The following is a 17,244-nucleotide window of genomic DNA, read 5'->3' as shown; positions in this document are numbered from 1 at the left end:
TACTGACTGACACACTGCCATCGGGAGCAAGCCCCCTCCCACATGGGGTCTGGTCGGTTTTCAAGGCCGAGTTACACGCCCTGGCTACGCAACCAGCTCATCAACTGCGGCAATGGGAACGCTCCGCTCTGACGCGCCACCTCACGGCCATTCTTGAACAGGATCAAACTGGGAATCGAGCGAATCCCAAACTGCGCCGACAGCTGTTGATTGGCCTCGCTATCGAGCTTGGCCAGCCGGCACTTGCCCTCCAACTGCCCAGCCGCCTGCTCAAACACCGGCGCGAACGACTTGCACGGCCCGCACCAGTCGGCCCACACATCCACCAGCAAGGGCAGGTCGCCCTTGATCTGGCTGGCGTAGTCGCCCTGTTTTAACTCAAAAGGCTTGCTCAACAACACCGGCTGCTTGCAGCGCCCGCATTTGGGCGCATCGCCCAGGCGTTCACCGGGGATGCGGTTGAGGCCGTTGCAATGAGGGCAGGGGATTACAAGCGGTTCGGACATGATGGGCTCCTTGGGTGTTGCCAATGGACTGTATCTGGAGTCGGGCGAGGTGTTTATCAAGGCGGGGAGAGGGTGACTTATCCACTGACAGTTTTGCCCGTGCTGATGTGGGGCCGCCTATCTAGGCTGTCAGAGCCTGTTCTGTTTTGAACCATCGGTCTGTTTGCGAATATCGCAAATTGCGATATTCGGAATTCGAGTTTAACCTTCATAGCAAGATGCGATAAGGATGTTGCATGCGAGTGATCAGCGAGAAAAGGATCTGGGAAGCGAAGGAAAAGTGGCCTCGGTCAGCAACCGCGTTGGATCAGTGGTATCGAGTAATGAAGCGAAATGACCCCAAAGATTTCGCGGCGATGAAAGCCATGTTCCCCGCCACGGATAAGGTCGGGGAGTTTCACGTTTTCGATATTTGAGGCAATAAGCTGAGGTTGATTGCTGGCGTGGAGTATCAGGCGCAGCGCGTCTACATCAAGCATCTGCTTGATCACCGCGATTATGAGAAAGATAAATGGAAGGAAAACATCAGATGAGCGCGCTTATGCGAGTAGCCGCCGAACACTGGCAATTTGTTTCACCCGTGATGCGCAAACCAGAAAACGAGGCAGACTACGACGCGCTGGTATGTGGTTTGGACGAGTTGCTGAGCCTGATCGGTGAAAATGAAGACAGTCCGCTGATGAGCCTGGTGGATATCCTCAGTGACTGGATCGAAGCCTACGATCATAAGCACCGCCCACTGCCCGTCGCCAGTGGTGCTGATGTATTGCGCTACATGATGCGCGAACACAACCTCACTCAGAGCGACCTGCCGGGGGTTGGTACCCAGTCGGTGGTCTCTGAGGTATTGAGTGGAAAACGCCAACTCAACATACGGCAAATTCGTTGGCTGGCTGAGCGCTTCGGCGTATCAGTAGAAACCTTCATTTAAAGGTTTACGACGAACAACTAATCTCCAAATGCTTGCCCCAATCCGGTGGCCGCTGCGCGTATTGCTCCATCCCCGCTTGTTCCTCGAACGGCTTGGACAGCACCTCATGCAACCGCCGCACTTCGCTGTAATCCCCTGACTCGGCGGCAGCGATAGCGTTCTGCGCCAGGTAGTTGCGCAGGATGTAAAGTGGGTTCACCGCATGCATCCGCGCACGGCGTTGTTCTTCGCTGTGGTCGCCATCCCGTTCAACGCGGGCCTTGTACTGCTCGGCCCAGGCATCAAACCCGGCCAGGTCGACAAAGTCATCGCGCAGCCGCGTCACCGCCAGCGCCGCGGGCTCATCCCCCAGGCGCCGGAAGAACAGCGTGTAATCCACGCCGCTGTTCTGCATCAGTTTCAATAACCGCTCGACCAGCTTCTGGTCATCGTCTTCGGCGGTGGTCAGTCCCAGGCGGCGGCGCATCAGGTCCAGGTAATTGGCCTGGTACAGCGGCAGGTACAGGCCGAGCGCTTCCTTCAAGGCATCAACGCTGATGAACGGCGTCAGCGCCTGCGCCAGGGCGCTGAGGTTCCACTGGCCGATCGGCACCTGGTTGCTGAAGGAGTAACGCCCCTCGTGGTCGGAGTGGTTGCAGATGAAGTGCGCGTCGAAGTCGTCCAGGAACGCAAACGGCCCGAAGTCGAAGGTGATACCGAGGATCGACATGTTGTCGGTGTTCATCACCCCGTGGCAAAAGCCATAGGCCTGCCATTTGGCGATCAGTTCGGCATTGCGCTCGACGATTTCGCGGAACATGGCCAGGTAGGGTTCAGGCTGTTCGCGGCATTCGGGGTAGTGCAGGTTCAGCACGTGTTCGGCCAACTCGGCCTGCTGCTCGGGTTTCTTGGTGTAGTAGAAGTATTCGAAATGGCCGAAGCGGATATGGCTGTGAGCCATGCGCAACACCATGGCGCCGCGTTCCTGCTTCTCGCGCCACACGGGCGTGTCGGAACCGATCACGCACAATGCGCGGCTGCTGGGGATACCCAGCGCGTGCAGCGCTTCGGACGCCAGGAACTCGCGGATCGACGAGCGCAACACGGCGCGTCCATCGCCCATGCGTGAGTAAGGCGTCATCCCGGCGCCCTTGAGGTGCAGGTCCCAGTGTTCGCCGGCCTCGTTGTACACCTCGCCCAGCAACAACCCACGGCCATCGCCCAGTTGCGGGGTGTAGCCACCGAACTGATGCCCGGAATAGACCATCGCCCGCGGTTCCGCCTCGGCCCACAATTTGTGGCCGCCAAACAATTCGGCAAATACCGGCGTTTCGGCCACGGCGGGGTCAAGGTCGAGCAGGGCCATGGCGGCCGGGCTTGCCACGACCAGGCGCGGCGCGTCGAGGGGCTCGGGCAGTACGTGGGTTGAGAACGCGTCGCCCAGGCGTGCGAAGCGGTTGTCGAAGGTCAGTTCGTCGAGGGCTTTCACCGGCCATCTCCAGCAGAATGTCCGAGCATTCTGCTGGGGATAGCGCGGTTAGTCGAGTTTGCTCGGCGGCGGTTCCGGCGCGTCATCAACTTTGCTGGCTGGCGGCTCGGGGGCGTCCTGCTCCGGGGCCGGCGCAGCGATGGTCTTGCGATCATCCTCGACCGGCACCAGCTTGTACTCCTGACCGTGCATGTTCTTGAGGTACACCTCCATCTGCCGGAACGAGATGTTGATGTGCTGTTTCTTAAATTCACGGTTGATGTAGCGGTTGACCTCGTCCAGCACCGGGTTGCGGTCACCCAGGTCACGCACGTGCATGCGCAGTTCGTGGTCGAGGGTACTTTCGCCGAAGTTGAGGAAGTACACGTGCGGTTCGGGTTCTTTCAGTACCCGAGGGTTTTCCCTGGCGGCCTTGAGCAGCAGCTCCTTCACCAGGTCCAGGTCGGAGCCGTAGTCCACGCCGAGTTTCAGGGTGACCCGCGTGATGGTGTCGGTCAGCGACCAGTTGATCAGTTGCCCGGTGATGAAGGTCTTGTTCGGGACAATGATGTCCTTGCGATCAAAGTCGGTGATCGTGGTGGCGCGGATGCGGATCTTGCTCACCGTGCCCGACAGGTTGCCGATGGTGATGGTGTCGCCGATGCGTACCGGGCGTTCGAACAGGATCATGATGCCGGAGATAAAGTTGGCGAAGATCTCCTGCATGCCGAAGCCCAAGCCCACCGACAGTGCCGCCACCAGCCATTGCAACTTGTCCCAGCTGACGCCGAGGGTCGACAAGGTGGAGACAAAACCGACGCCGGCAATCACGTACGACAGCAAGGTGGTGGTCGCGTAGGCGCTGCCCTGGGCCAACTCCAGCTTGGACAGCACCAGCACCTCCAGCAGGCCGGGCAGGTTGCGCGCCAGCGCGAAGGTAATACCGATGATGATCAGCGCACCGAGCAAGTCGCCGATGCTGATGGGCACCATGCTGATATTCGCGCCGGTGCCGCTGGTGTATTCGTAGAGGGTGACGTTGTCGAGGTAGGAAAACACCGAGATCAAGTCCGACCACACCCAGTACAGCGCTGCGATAAATCCGCCGAGCAGGGCCAGGCGGATCAGGCGCATGGACTGTTCGTTGACCTGCTCGATGTCCAGGGTCGGCTCTTCGATCACCGCTTCACCGTCGCCGGCTTCCTTGGCGGCCTGGCGTTTGGCCAGGGCGCGCGCATAAGCCAGGCGCCGGGCGGCAACGCCCAGGCCGCGCACGAAGGTGGCTTCGATCACCAGCCAGAACATCAGCAGGTACAGGGTGTTGATCAGCCGGTCGCTGAGCTTGAGCGCGGTGTAGTAATAGCCGAAGCACACGGCGATAAACAACGCGACGGGCAGTGCGGTGAATAACAGGCCCACGGCCTTGCGAAACAGCGAGGCTTTTTCATGGGTCGGGCTATGCAGCAGCAAGCGACCCAGCAGCCAGGCCATCAGCGCATAACAGGTCAGTACCACGCCGATGCCCAGCACGTCGTCGGCGAGCGCCGCCGGTTGGTGCTCGGCAATTGCCACCACGGCCACCAGCGCGAGCACCACCAGCCCGAGCTTGCGCACCCAACCTTGCAGGAATTCGACCTGGGGTTTTTCCCAGCGGAAGTGCAGTTCGGCCACGCCGCCTGGCGCCAGGATGCGGTAGGCGGTGTAGAACACCAGCCACGCCTGGGCGATCTGCAGCAAGGCCGCGCCCAAGTTGGCGTTCTGCCCCCGGGCGTCGATCTGCAGCGCGTAACCGCACAGCGCCAAGCCCAGGGACACCGGCATCGCCAGCAGGATATTGATCAGGATGGCCTGCGGCGTGTGCCATTGGCTGTCGCGCTTGAAGTGACCGATGTCCAGGTGGACCTTGTTCAGGCGCTGGTACAGGGCTTTGCGTCGCCACAGCAGCGCGCCGATCAGCAGCAGCAGCGGCAGGAACAGCAGCGGGCGTTGGGTCAGGCCGTCGTACAGTTCGCTGACGCTGGACGCCCAGGGCAGGGTGGTGACTTGCTTGCTCAGGTGCGCCGGGACGGTTTCCAGCCACTCGGTATCCAACGGCTTGTTGCTGGGAATCCAGAACATCTGCTCATCCAGCGTCGCCCGCAATGTCGTGGCGGTGCTGAGCAGTTGTTTCTGGTTCAGTTGCAGGGTGATGGACTCGTTGAGCAGCGCGCTCAGCTCGCGGCTCAGGCGCTCCAGCAGGTCGCTGCGGGTGATCGCCAGTTCCAGCAAAGTACGGCGCAGTTGCGGGGTGACGTCTTCCGGCGATTGGTTCGCCAGCAAGTTATCCACATAGGCACTGGGCGAGCTGATCAGCTCGCGCTGCTGGTTGACCTCGAACTGGTACAGGCGAATGTTGGCGATATCGTCCGCCAGGTCGCGGTCGACCGTCAGGCGCGGCAAGGCCTGCTTTTGTTTGTAGAGGATCTTCGACAGCAGCAGGCTGCCTTTGAGCACGTTGATCTGCTCGTCGAGGGCCGAATCGCTCTGGGTCACGGTGTCGAGCTGCTGTTTGGTCTGCAGGTTTTTCTGGGTCAGGTCGTTGAGGCGGTCGGTGCTTTTGAGCAGGTAGTCGGACAGCTTCAGGTTGGCCGCGCTCTCCGTGGCCAGCAGGCTGCTGCCGCCGGCCTTTTGCGCTTCGATGGACTGTTGGGTCACGGTCTGCTGGGACTGGGCCAGGCGCTTCTGGTTGATCAGGGTCTGCAGGTCCTGGATCTCTTGTTCCAGGCGCGCGGTCTTTTCCATCACCAGGTCGTGCTGGCTGTTGCCCAGGTCTTGCAGTTGGCTGTTGCCGGCCAGTTCCTGGCGGCGCAGCGGGATCAGCGCATTGAGGGCCGCGAGTTCGGCGTTGAGCTGGTTGCGCTGGTCGCCGCTGAGGGATTTACCGTTGTCTTTGCCGGCCTTGAGGATCGAATTGATCTGCTGGATACGCGTCTGGCTGCTGCTGATCTCGGTCTGGGCACGCTCCGGGCGAGTCTGGGCAGCGATGGACAGGCTGTTGGCGTCGGCCAGTTCTTTCTGCAGGTCGCCTTGCTGGGTGCTGCGCTGCACCAGTAATTGCTCAAGCTGGGGCACCGGCAGGCTGGCGTAGCGCTGGGCGACCGGGATGATTTTGGTGGCCTTGAGCCGGGTCAGCTCGCGCTGGTTCTCGACGGTCTGGCGCGGCGCATCTTCCAATTGGCGCTTGAGATCGACCAGCCGCTGCTCGTAATCCTGCTTGTTGCCGAGGTAGGTCAGGGTCTGTTGCAGAATGGTCTGCAGCGCCTTCATGTCGGCATCGGGCAGCTTGCGGTCAGGCAGCTTGTCCAGGGTTTGCTGGATGGCGTCGGCGCTGGGTGGGTCGGCCGCGTGAACGGTGCCGATACAAAGAGTCAAGCCCAGCAGGGCAGTGGCGAGAAAAGTGCGCAGGGTTGGCATAGAGACCGGTCGAGCAAGGTGAAGAATCGGGGGCGTCGTCGCCCCGCAGTTTAGAGGAAGAGTCCGGGGCCCGGGCGACTTCCTTCGGGGAATCTGACGCCGACTTTGCCAATCTTGTTCCCGTCCATGACCGCGACGGTCCAGATGGTGTTGTTCCACTCCACCTGGTCGCCGACGACTGGCGCTCCCCCCACTTTCTGGGTGATGAAGCGGCTCAGCGGCATGTCCGGGTCGATGCCTTCCAGCTTCAGCCCGTACAGGGCGGAAACAGCGCCCAGCTGGGCGTCGCCTTCGAGCACGAAGTCGCCGAAGAAGCGTAAATCCAAACCGCGTTGCGGTGCCTGGCTGAACAGTTTGCCGAGGGCCGGCAGGTTGTGTTCGTGGCCGATCACACAGAGCAAATCGCCGACTTCCAGCACGGTACTACCCGACGGATGGAGCAGTTGCTGGCCACGGAACAGCGCGGCGATCCGCGTGCCTTCAGGCATTTTCAGTTCGCGCAGGGCTGCGCCGATGCACCATTTTTCCGCACCGAGGCGGTAGACGAACAGCTCCCACTCGCTGGTGACATGCACTTCCAGGGCTGCGCGGGAAATCGGCGCCGGGTCCGGCGGTACGGTGACCTTGAGCAGCTTGGCCACCCACGGCAGGCTGGTGCCCTGCACCAGCAGCGAGACCAGCACGATAAAGAACGCCAGGTTGAAGTACAGCTGCGCATGCGGCAGCCCGGCCATCAGCGGGAACACCGCCAGAATGATCGGTACCGCGCCGCGCAGGCCGACCCAGGCGATAAAGGCTTTTTCGCGGCCGTGGAACGCCTTGAACGGCAGCAGGCCGACCATCACCGACAGCGGCCGCGCAAACAGGATCATCCACAGCGCCAGGCCCAGGGCCGGCAGTGCGATAGGCAGCAAGTCGTGGGGTGTAACCAGCAGGCCCAGCACCAGGAACATGCCGATCTGCGCCAGCCAGGCCATGCCGTCAAGCATATGCAAAATGCCATGACGGCTGCGCACCGGGCGGTTGCCGATCACTAGGCCGCACAGGTACACGGCGAGGAAGCCGCTGCCGTGCAGGGCGTTGGTCACGGCAAATACGAACAGGCCACCGGCGATCACCAGGATCGGGTACAGGCCGGTGGCCAGGTTGATGCGGTTGACCATCTGCAGCATCAGCCAGCCGCCACCCAGGCCGACCACGCCGCCGATGCCGAACTCGCGCACCAGGTGCGTCAGCAGGCTCCAGTGCAGGCCGGTCTGGCCGCTGGCGAGCATGTCGATCAAGGTGACGGTGAGGAACACCGCCATCGGGTCGTTGCTGCCGGATTCGATTTCCAGGCTGGCGGTGACCCGTTCGTTCAGGCCCTTGCCGCCGAGCAACGAGAACACCGCCGCGGCGTCCGTGGAACCGACAATCGCGCCGATCAACAGCCCCTGGATGATATTGAGGTCAAACAGCCAGGCTGCCGCCATGCCGGTGAGGCCGGTGGTAATCAACACCCCCACCGTGGCCAGCGACAACGCCGGCCAGAGTGCCACGCGGAAACTCGCCACTCGCGTGCGCAGGCCGCCGTCAAGCAGGATCACTGCCAGCGCAAGGTTGCCCACCAGATAGGCGGTCGGGTAGTTATCGAAGATGATGCCGCCGCCATCGACGCCGGCGACCATGCCCACGGCCAGGATGATCACCAGGATCGGGATGCCCAGGCGGGACGACAGAGAACTTACCAGAATGCTCGCACTCACCAGCAACGCGCCGATCAAGAACAGGCTGTTGATGGTCGTCGCATTCAAAGGCAGTACTCCATGAGCAAACAAGACAGGGCGCAAACTGACCATGCAGTCTGCGTGCCAGCGATTCTANACCTGTTGAATTGCTGCGCTGTCAAAAAGCTTTTTCTGATTCACAGGGAACCGAATGTGGCAGGGCGCTTGTTGTGTTGGGCAGGCCTGTTGTGATGAGCAGGGCTTGTTGTGGTGAGCAGGCTTGCCCTGCGCTGGGCTGCGAAGCAGCCCCAAAACCATTCACCGCGGTCTATCTGTAAAAATGAGGTGTGACGGTTGGGGCTGCTTCGCAGCCCAGCGCANGGGCAAGCCTGCTCACTACAAACTTTTCTGGTGGGGTGTCAGTTAGAGCTGGAAGCGTCCTACCATCCCGTTCAGATCCACCGCCAGGCGCGACAACTCGCTGCTCGCCGCACTGGTCTGGCTGGCGCCGGTGGCCGACTGTACCGACAAATCACGGATGTTCACCAGGTTACGGTCCACTTCCCGCGCCACCTGCGCCTGCTCTTCCGCCGCGCTGGCGATGACCAGGTTGCGTTCGTTGATCTCCACAATCGCGGTGTTGATGGTGTCCAGTGACATCCCGGCGCCTTTGGCGATGTTCAGTGTCGATTCGGCGCGTTCGGTGCTGTTGCGCATCGAGTCCACCGCGTGCTCGGTGCCGGCCTGGATGCTGCCGATCATCCGTTCGATTTCGCTGGTCGACTGCTGGGTGCGATGGGCCAGGGCCCGCACTTCATCGGCGACCACCGCAAAGCCACGGCCGGCTTCACCCGCACGGGCCGCTTCGATGGCGGCGTTCAGGGCCAGCAGGTTGGTCTGGTCAGCCAGGCCGCGAATCACGTCCAGCACCTTGCCGATATCGCGCGACTCATTGGCCAAGTCGCCAATCAGTGTTGCGGTCGCTTGTACGTCGCCGCTCATGCGTTCGATGGCGCTGACGGTTTCTTGCACCAAATCACGGCCATCCCCGGCGGAGGTGGTGGCGTTGCGCGAAGCTTCGGACGTGCTGACCGCATTGCGTGCGACTTCTTCGACGGCACTGGTCATCTCGTTCACCGCCGTGGCGGCTTGTTCGATTTCGTTGTTTTGCCGGGTCAGGCCACGGGCGCTTTCGTCGGTGACCGCGTTCAGTTCTTCGGCGGCCGACGCCAACTGGCTGGCGGAACCCGCGATGCGTTGCAGGGTGTCGCGCAGTTTGTCCTGCATCTTGGCCATGGCCGCCAGCAGGCGTCCGGCTTCGTCGTTGCCGTCGACCTTGATCGGGCGGGTCAGGTTGCCTTCGGCCACTTCTTCCGCCGCTTCCAATGCCAGGGAAATAGGCAGGGTGATGCTGCGGGTCAGCAGCCAGGCGAACAGCATCGTCAGTGCCGTGGCGATAATCAGCAGGCCAATCACCCAGTCGAAGGCCATGTTGTACTGGTCTTCAGCCTGTTGGTTGGTAGCGAGGGCGGCCTTGTTGTTGTAGTCCAGCAGGCGGTTGAGCACGGTGTTGACCTGCTCGGAGTTGCTCAACAGCTCAGTGTTGAGCAGGGTGCGCAGCTCTTCGACCTGGTTAGCGCGCGACAGGCTCTTCATGCGCGCTTCAATCTGTTGGTACTGGGCAAGCAGGCGGGTGTATTCGTCGTAGATCGAGCGCTCCTCACCGCTGTCGATCAGCTTTTCGTAAATGCCCTGAGCGACGCGGATCTGCTGGTTGCGCAGTTCGAAGGCTTCCAGGGTCTTTTGCTGAACGTCCGGCTCGCGGTTGGTCAGCAAGCGATAGGACAACACCCGCAGGCGCAAGGTGAGTTGGGTGAAGTCATCGAGGGCGCGGATGCTCGGGACGCTGGACAGGGTGATGTCTTGGGTGGCGCCACGGATCTTGCTCATCTGATTCAGCGCGAAAATACCGAGAAGCAGCATCAATGCGCCAATAAACGCGAAGCCGAGGAAGGCCCTCGGGGCGATATTCATATTACGAAGCGACATGCGGGAATCCTGGGGGAGAGCGCGATCCGTGCGGCCATGAGACGGTCTGTGCCTCTCTATCGGTCGTACGACTAAAGTCTAAAGGAGCCTGTGCGGTTTTGTCGCATCTGACGAGGGGTTTGGCCGATTCAGGAACCAGATCGGGTAAATGCAGTCACTAAGGCTCGAAAGTGCGGCCCGGCCCTTAAAAAACGGGCTGCGCGCCGGGGATAACCCTGGCATCCGAGGTGAATTTTCTTTATCGTCACCGCCCTTTGAAAAAGCCCGAGAAATCAAAATGTTAGAAGCATCCCTCAGCCAATTGGAACAACTGGTCAGCGACCTCGTACAGCAGAATCAGGACCTGTTGGGCAGCAACGAATCCCTCAAGGCCGAACTGGCGCGTGCCAAGGATGAGAACGACAGCCTGCAACTGAACCTCATGGAGCAGGAAGAAAAACACGGCGCGACCGCCGCGCGTATCCAGGCGTTGGTTGAGCGTGTGAGCGCAGGGCCTGTCAGCGCATGAGTGAAGGGATAAAGGTCGTTTCGATTCTCGGAGAGGATTACTCGATCAAGGCACCGGCCGGCGAAGATAAAACCCTGATGCATGCCGTGACCCTGCTCAAGGCCTCCCTGGCCAACACCAAGAAAAAGTACCCGACCCTGATCGGTGACAAGTTACTGGTGCTGGCGGCGCTGAACCTGTGCGCCGAGCAGATCGAAATGCAGCAGGCGCACCAGCAGGAACTCGACCGTTACCAAGAGCAAGTCAGCGCCACGGTCGATGTGATTTCCAAGGCGATCGGAACGCCTTAGAACCACTCATCTTGCATACTGAGGCACGTATCATCGCGGGCCTCCAGAATTGCCAGCTCATGATGGCAGCTCGGTACTTCCCAGGTCAGGAAGTATCGGGCCGCCTGGAGCTTGCCTTTATAGAAGGCCACATCGGCCGCCTCGCCCTTGGCCAGTCCTTCTTCGGCGCGAATCGCCTGTTCCAGCCAGCGCCAGCCAATCACCGTATGCCCGAACACCTTCAAGTACAGCGCCGAGTTCGCCAGGCTGCTGTTGACCTTGCCGTGGGCGAGATCCGTCAGCAGGCCGATCGTCACGCTTTGCAGGCGGTTGACCAACTGTTCCAGCGGTTCCTTGAGCAGGCTGAGGCTTGGGTATTCCTGCGCGCGGGCACCGGTTTCGGCCATCAGCCTGATGAGTTGCTTCAAGCCCGCGCCACCGTTCTGCGCCAGCTTGCGCCCAAGCAAATCCAGGGACTGGATGCCATGGGTGCCTTCATGGATCGGGTTCAGGCGGTTATCGCGGTAGTACTGTTCCACCGGGTATTCACGGGTGTAACCGTGGCCACCGAGGATCTGGATCGCCAGTTCGTTGGCCTTGAGGCAGAACTCCGAGGGCCAGGATTTGACGATGGGCGTCAGCAGGTCCAGCAGTTCGTGGGCGTGCTTGCGCTCGGCGTCGGTTTCCAGGGTGGTGGTGTCGTCGAACAGGCGTGCGGCGTAGAGGCCCAGGTCGAAGGCGCCTTCCACGTAGGCTTTTTGCGTCAACAGCATACGTTTGATGTCGGCATGCTGGATGATCGAGACCGGCGCGGTCGTAGGGTCTTTACTGTCGGGCAGACGCCCTTGCGGGCGTTCGCGGGCGTACTCCAGGGAGTAGAGGTAGCCGGCGTAACCGAGCATCACCGCGCCCATGCCCACGCCGATGCGTGCTTCGTTCATCATCTGGAACATGCAGCTCAAACCTTGGTGCGGCTTGCCCACCAGATAGCCGACACAGTGGCCGTTATCGCCGAAATTCAGCGCCGTGGACGTGGTGCCGCGCCAGCCCATCTTGTGGAAAAGCCCCGCCAGCAGCACGTCGTTGCGCTCGCCCAGGCTGCCGTCGTCGTTGACCAGGAACTTGGGCACGATAAACAGCGAAATGCCCTTCACCCCAGCCGGTGCGTCCGGCAGCTTGGCCAGCACCATGTGCACGATGTTTTCCGACAGCGGGTGATCGCCGCCGGAGATGAAGATCTTGTTGCCCTTGAGTCGATACGTGCCGTCGGCCGCAGGCTCTGCGCGGGTACGAATATCCGACAGCGATGAACCGGCGTGGGGTTCGGTGAGGGCCATGGTGCCGAAGAAACGGCCGTCGATCATCGGTTGCAGAAAGCGCTGTTTCTGATCATCGGTGCCGAAGCTTTCGATCAGGTTGGCGGCCCCCATGGTCAGGAACGGGTAGGACGTCGAGGCGGCGTTGGCCGACTGGAAATGCGCGAAACAGGCTTGAGACAGCAGCGTGGGCAGTTGCATGCCGCCCGCTTCGAAACTACGCGCCGCGTTGAGAAAGCCGGCTTCGAGGAACGCATCCACCGCCGGTTTCACCTCCGGAATCAGGATCGCCTGGCCGTCTTCGTAACGGGGTTCGTTTTCGTCGTTCTTGCGGTTGTGGGGGGCGAAATACTTCTCGGCGATCGTGCGGGCGGTGCTGATGGCCGCGTCGAAGGTTTCGCGGGTGTGCTCGGCAAACCGCTCGCGCTGGGTCAGGCCCTCGGCATCGAGGACTTCGTACAGCTCGAAAGCCAGATTGCGGGAACTGAGCAGCGTCTCGGACATGGCGGCTTACCTTTGGAGGAATTGGCCTGAGTCTAAGTGCGCGAATAGAAGCTGGATAGCAAGATTGATTTGGGTGATGCACAGGCAAATGTGGGAGGGGGCTTGCCCCCTCCCACATGCCTTACTGCATTCCTTCAGGCAGTTAACCGATAGTCATGAGGCTGGCGTTACCGCCAGCTGCCGCCGTGTTAACGCTCAACGCCCGCTCGATCACCAGACGCTCCAGCGCAATCGCCGTTTCGCCTTGCGACAAACCATGCACCCCAACAATCGCGCCACCACGCTGGGCCACTTGCTGGCACACCGCACGCAGCTGGTCGGAATCGCCGTGGTGCAGAACTGCGTCGAACACCACCTCGTCCTTGGTCCAGTCGGCCACGCGCTTGATCTTCGCCTGAATCTCCTTCGGCAGGCGTGGGAACAAGGCCTTGGTCAGGTCGGTTTCCGGCCATACCGCCGAGCCGCCGACGGCCAGCACCGCCGCCAGTTGAGTCAGCAGGTCGCCTTCCACGTCCGCCAGGCACAGCACGTGCTCGCGGGGCAGGATGGCGTAGCTGTTGCGCTCGCCGGTCGGGCCGGCCAGTTGGCGGGTGATGCCGCTTTGCGATTGCGCGGCGAACTGGCTGCACAAGGCGCTCAGTTCGCTGAGCTTATTGCTGTCGGCCCAGGTGTTCAGGGCGGTCAGCGGTTGGCTCATGGCGTCGCGCAGGCGCACGTCCGGTGCGGCCAATGCGTCGCCGCGTACGAAGGATTGCTCGATGGCATCCGTAGGACGAGTCGACAGCAGGCGATACAGGTACAGCGGGCCACCGGCTTTCGGGCCAGTGCCCGACAGGCCTTCGCCGCCGAACGGTTGTACGCCCACTACGGCACCGACGATGTTGCGGTTCACATAGACGTTGCCGGCATTGACGTTGTCGATCACCTTGGCGATGGTCTCGTCGATGCGCGTATGCACGCCGAGGGTCAGGCCGTAGCCGGAAGCGTTGATCTGGCCGATGAGCTGGTCGATCTCTTTGCGCTTGTAGCGCACCACGTGCAGCACCGGGCCGAAGATTTCACGTTGCAGTTCATCGAAGCTTTCCAGCTCGATCAGGGTAGGTGTCACGAAGGTGCCGCGCTTGATCTCTTCGCCGTCGGCAATCGCCACCTGGTACACGTTGCGGCCTTTGTCGCGCATGGCCTGGATGTGTTTCTCGATGCCGGCCTTGGCGTCGGCATCGATCACCGGGCCGATATCGACGGACAAGCGCTCCGGGTTGCCCAGGCGGCATTCCGCCATGGCGCCCTTGAGCATTTCTATGACGCGGTCTGCCGAATCTTCCTGCAGGCACAGTACGCGCAGGGCCGAGCAACGCTGGCCGGCGCTGTCGAAGGCCGAGGACACCACGTCGATGACCACTTGTTCGGTCAGCGCCGAGGAATCGACGATCATCGCGTTCTGGCCACCGGTTTCGGCGATCAGCGGAATCGGACGGCCCTGGGCATCCAGGCGACCGGCGACATTGCGTTGCAGCAGGCGCGCCACTTCGGTGGAGCCGGTGAACATCACGCCTTTGACGCGATCATCACCTACCAAGCGGGCACCGACGGTTTCGCCCTGGCCCGGCAGCAGTTGCAGCACGCCTTCCGGAATGCCGGCTTCCAGCAGGATGCGCACGGCTTGTGCGGCGACCAGCGGGGTTTGTTCGGCCGGCTTGGCCAATACCGGGTTGCCGGCGGCCAGTGCGGCAGCCACTTGACCGCTGAAGATCGCCAACGGGAAGTTCCACGGGCTGATGCACACCACGGGGCCCAGGGGGCGGTGGGCGTCATTGGTGAAATCGTTGCGCGCCTGCACCGCGTAGTAGCGCAGGAAGTCTACGGCTTCACGCACTTCGGCGATGGCGTTGGCGAAGGTCTTGCCGGCTTCGCGGGCCAGCAGGCCCATCAATGGCTGGATCTCACCTTCCATCAGGTCGGCGGCACGCTCCAGGATCGCGGCACGCTCGGCGGGCGGGGTGGCCTGCCAGATCGGACCGGCGCTGATGGCGCACTGGATGGCGTTGTCGACGTCTTCGACGGTGGCTTCCTGCACATGGCCGACCACATCACGCAGGTCGGATGGGTTCAGCACCGGCGCCGCCGCTTGCTCGCTGGCAGCGCAACCGAGCATCGGTGCGGCTTTCCAGTTGTTGTGCGCGGTCGCCAGCAGGGCGCAGGACAGCGATGCCAGACGGTGTTCGTTAGCCAGGTCAATGCCGGCCGAGTTGGCGCGGTCTCTGCCGTACAGGTCGCGCGGCAGTGGAATACGCGGGTGCGGCAGGCCGAAGCCGCCTTCCAGCGTGGCCATCTGCTCGATGCTGGCCACTGGATCGGCCACCAGCTCCTGGATCGAAATAGATTGGTCGGCAATGCGGTTGACGAACGAGGTGTTCGCGCCGTTTTCCAGCAGGCGACGTACCAGGTAAGCCAGCAGCGTTTCGTGGGTGCCGACCGGTGCGTACACGCGGCACGGACGGTTCAGCTTGCCGTCGGAAACCTTGCCGACCACCTGCTCGTACAACGGTTCACCCATGCCGTGCAGGCATTGGAACTCGTACTGGCCCGGGTAATAGTTCTGACCGGCGATATGGTAGATGGCCGACAAGGTGTGGGCGTTATGCGTGGCGAATTGCGGGTAGATGACTTCCGGCACCGACAGCAGTTTGCGTGCGCAGGCAATGTAGGAAACGTCGGTGTACACCTTGCGGGTGTACACCGGGTAGCCTTCCAGGCCTTCGACCTGGGCGCGTTTGATTTCGCTGTCCCAGTACGCGCCTTTCACCAGGCGGATCATCAGGCGATGGCGGCTGCGGCGCGCCAGGTCGATGACGTAGTCGATCACGTAAGGGCAACGTTTCTGGTAGGCCTGGATCACGAAGCCGATGCCGTTCCAGCCGGTCAGTTGCGGTTCGAAGCACAGGCGCTCGAGCAGATCGAGGGACAGCTCCAGTCGGTCGGCTTCTTCGGCGTCGATGTTCAGCCCGATGTCGTATTGCTTGGCCAGCAGCGTCAGCGACAGCAGGCGCGGGTACAGCTCGTCCATCACGCGCTCGTACTGCGCACGGCTGTAGCGCGGGTGCAGCGCTGACAGCTTGATGGAAATACCGGGGCCTTCATAAATCCCACGGCCGTGGGAGGCTTTGCCGATGGAGTGAATGGCTTGTTCGTACGAGGCCAGGTACTTCTGCGCATCACGTTCAGTGAGCGCGGCTTCACCGAGCATGTCGTAGGAGTAGCGGAAGCCCTTGGCTTCGAACTTGCTCGCATTGGCCAAGGCTTCAGCGATGGTTTCGCCGGTGACGAACTGCTCGCCCATCAGGCGCATGGCCATGTCGACGCCCTTGCGGATCATCGGTTCGCCGCTCTTGCCGATGATGCGGCTCAGGGACGAGGTCAACCCTGCTTCGTTATGGGTGGCGACCAGTTTGCCGGTCAACAGCAGGCCCCAGGTCGCCGCGTTGACGAACAGCGACGGGCTGTTGCCCAAGTGCGGCTGCCAGTTACCGGTGCTGATCTTGTCGCGGATCAGCGCGTCGCGAGTGCCTTTGTCCGGGATGCGCAACAGCGCTTCGGCCAGGCACATCAAGGCCACGCCTTCCTGGGATGACAGGGAAAATTCCTGCAGCAGGCCCTGAACAATCCCGGCACGGCCGCCGGCGCTTTTCTGATTACGCAGTTTCTCGGCAATCGACGCAGCAAGCTTGTTGGTGGCTTCGGCCATTGGCGCCGGCAGGCGGGCCTGCTCGATCAGCATCGGCACGACTTCCGGCTCTGGGCGGCGGTAAGCGGCGGTGATCGAGGCGCGCAGCACGGATTGCGGCAGGATGCTTTCAGCGAACTCAAGGAAGCACTGGTGGGCGTGATCCGTCTGGACGTCGCCTGCGTCGTCAGCGCCGTTGCTGCTCAAACCATTGAGTTCAGTCAGGGTTGCACCACCCTCCAGTTTCTCCAGGTAATTGAAAATCGCCTGCTTGATCAGCCAGTGCGGCGTGCGATCAATGGAGGTCGCGGCCGCCTTGAGGCGCTCGCGGGTCGGGTCGTCTAGTTTGACCCCAAGGGTGGTCGTAGCCATTTTGTTATCCTCATGGGTGCCACTACCGAGTGGCATCAGCTGGCCGCCAGATTAGCTTTGCGCATGAATAGGTGCAACCGGGTGCAACCCATTTTGTTCATGAAATTTCTAACGCTTGATCGGAAATAATTTGGCCTTCGACAGAATCCGCTTCGCCCTGGTGCGTTTGCTTCTGAGATCGGCTGTTCTTGCTCCGAAAAGGAGCAAAAACGGGGTGTTTTGCACTTTTCACACCTGGGTGCAACTTATTCTCGCGAAACTGGTTGCACCTTATTTGCTTTGTTGAATAGCATTCGCGGCCAAGGTGCAACCACCTCCACGGGTCGGTTCATCGGCTGACGGCTTTCCTGGGGAAACGTCAGTCATAAATGCGCGGCACGCAGCTACGTCTACCTACTTCCAATGGGTGGCCGTCTGACAGACCGTCGCTACATAAAAACAAAGCCAGGGCGTCACTCT

The 17,244-nt window shown here is 61.5% G+C and carries 9 protein-coding genes and 3 pseudogenes; 4 read left to right on the top strand and 8 right to left on the bottom strand.

Annotated features, from left to right (window positions below):
• Positions 1 to 71 precede the first annotated feature (71 nt).
• The gene (gene trxC / locus AO064_RS16670; RefSeq protein ID WP_064054031.1) at positions 72 to 506 is read right to left on the bottom strand and encodes a thioredoxin TrxC; all 435 of its coding nucleotides are present in this window, start codon (positions 504 to 506) and stop codon (positions 72 to 74) included.
• 236 nt (positions 507 to 742) lie between these two features.
• Between trxC and AO064_RS16665 the strand changes: the two are divergent.
• Both AO064_RS16665 and AO064_RS16660 read left to right on the top strand, forming a co-directional pair.
• Positions 743 to 1,039 (top strand): annotated as a pseudogene (locus AO064_RS16665) (type II toxin-antitoxin system HigB family toxin).
• Positions 1,036 to 1,437, top strand: a complete 402-nt coding sequence (locus AO064_RS16660; protein ID WP_064054030.1) for a helix-turn-helix domain-containing protein — start codon at positions 1,036 to 1,038, stop codon at positions 1,435 to 1,437. Before AO064_RS16665 ends, AO064_RS16660 begins: the two are co-directional and overlap by 4 nt.
• A gap of 4 nt (positions 1,438 to 1,441) precedes the next feature.
• Here the strand turns inward: AO064_RS16660 and selO are convergent, their stop codons facing one another.
• From selO to AO064_RS31815, 5 genes and pseudogenes are all read right to left on the bottom strand, one after another.
• On the bottom strand, positions 1,442 to 2,905 hold the full coding sequence (gene selO / locus AO064_RS16655) for a protein adenylyltransferase SelO (RefSeq protein WP_064054029.1): 1,464 nt from the start codon (positions 2,903 to 2,905) through the stop codon (positions 1,442 to 1,444).
• Between the two features lie 48 nt (positions 2,906 to 2,953).
• Positions 2,954 to 6,337, bottom strand: coding sequence for a mechanosensitive channel MscK (gene mscK / locus AO064_RS16650; protein ID WP_064054028.1), 3,384 nt, complete (start codon positions 6,335 to 6,337; stop codon positions 2,954 to 2,956).
• Between the two features lie 50 nt (positions 6,338 to 6,387).
• A complete protein-coding gene (locus tag AO064_RS16645) occupies positions 6,388 to 8,130 on the bottom strand; it encodes a potassium/proton antiporter (RefSeq protein WP_012721847.1) in 1,743 nt (580 codons plus the stop codon).
• Between the two features lie 336 nt (positions 8,131 to 8,466).
• Positions 8,467 to 9,066 (bottom strand): annotated as a pseudogene (locus AO064_RS31820) (methyl-accepting chemotaxis protein); the annotation flags it as partial.
• 303 nt (positions 9,067 to 9,369) lie between these two features.
• Positions 9,370 to 10,026, bottom strand: a pseudogene (locus tag AO064_RS31815) (MCP four helix bundle domain-containing protein); the annotation flags it as partial.
• A gap of 343 nt (positions 10,027 to 10,369) precedes the next feature.
• On the opposite strand from AO064_RS31815, the gene AO064_RS16635 reads away from it, so the two are divergent.
• On the top strand, positions 10,370 to 10,600 hold the full coding sequence (locus AO064_RS16635) for a hypothetical protein (protein WP_012721849.1): 231 nt from the start codon (positions 10,370 to 10,372) through the stop codon (positions 10,598 to 10,600).
• Positions 10,597 to 10,890, top strand: coding sequence for a cell division protein ZapA (locus AO064_RS16630; RefSeq protein WP_012721850.1), 294 nt, complete (start codon positions 10,597 to 10,599; stop codon positions 10,888 to 10,890). The genes AO064_RS16635 and AO064_RS16630 overlap by 4 nt, the downstream gene beginning before the upstream one ends.
• Here AO064_RS16630 and AO064_RS16625 read toward each other — a convergent pair.
• Positions 10,887 to 12,689 carry an acyl-CoA dehydrogenase gene (locus tag AO064_RS16625; RefSeq protein WP_064054026.1) on the bottom strand — a complete coding sequence of 601 codons (1,803 nt, stop codon included), beginning with the start codon at positions 12,687 to 12,689 and terminating at the stop codon, positions 10,887 to 10,889. The genes AO064_RS16630 and AO064_RS16625 overlap by 4 nt on opposite strands.
• A gap of 142 nt (positions 12,690 to 12,831) precedes the next feature.
• Complete coding sequence (gene putA, locus AO064_RS16620) at positions 12,832 to 16,785, bottom strand: trifunctional transcriptional regulator/proline dehydrogenase/L-glutamate gamma-semialdehyde dehydrogenase (protein WP_064054025.1); 3,954 nt, start codon at positions 16,783 to 16,785, stop codon at positions 12,832 to 12,834.
• Positions 16,786 to 17,244: the final 459 nt, after the last annotated feature.

Origin of the sequence: Pseudomonas marginalis (assembly GCF_001645105.1) — a bacterium.
GTDB classification, from domain to species: Bacteria; Pseudomonadota; Gammaproteobacteria; order Pseudomonadales; family Pseudomonadaceae; genus Aquipseudomonas; species Aquipseudomonas petroselini.
Note: the sequence above shows the minus strand (reverse complement) of the source record. Positions and strands in the feature narration are given on the sequence as shown.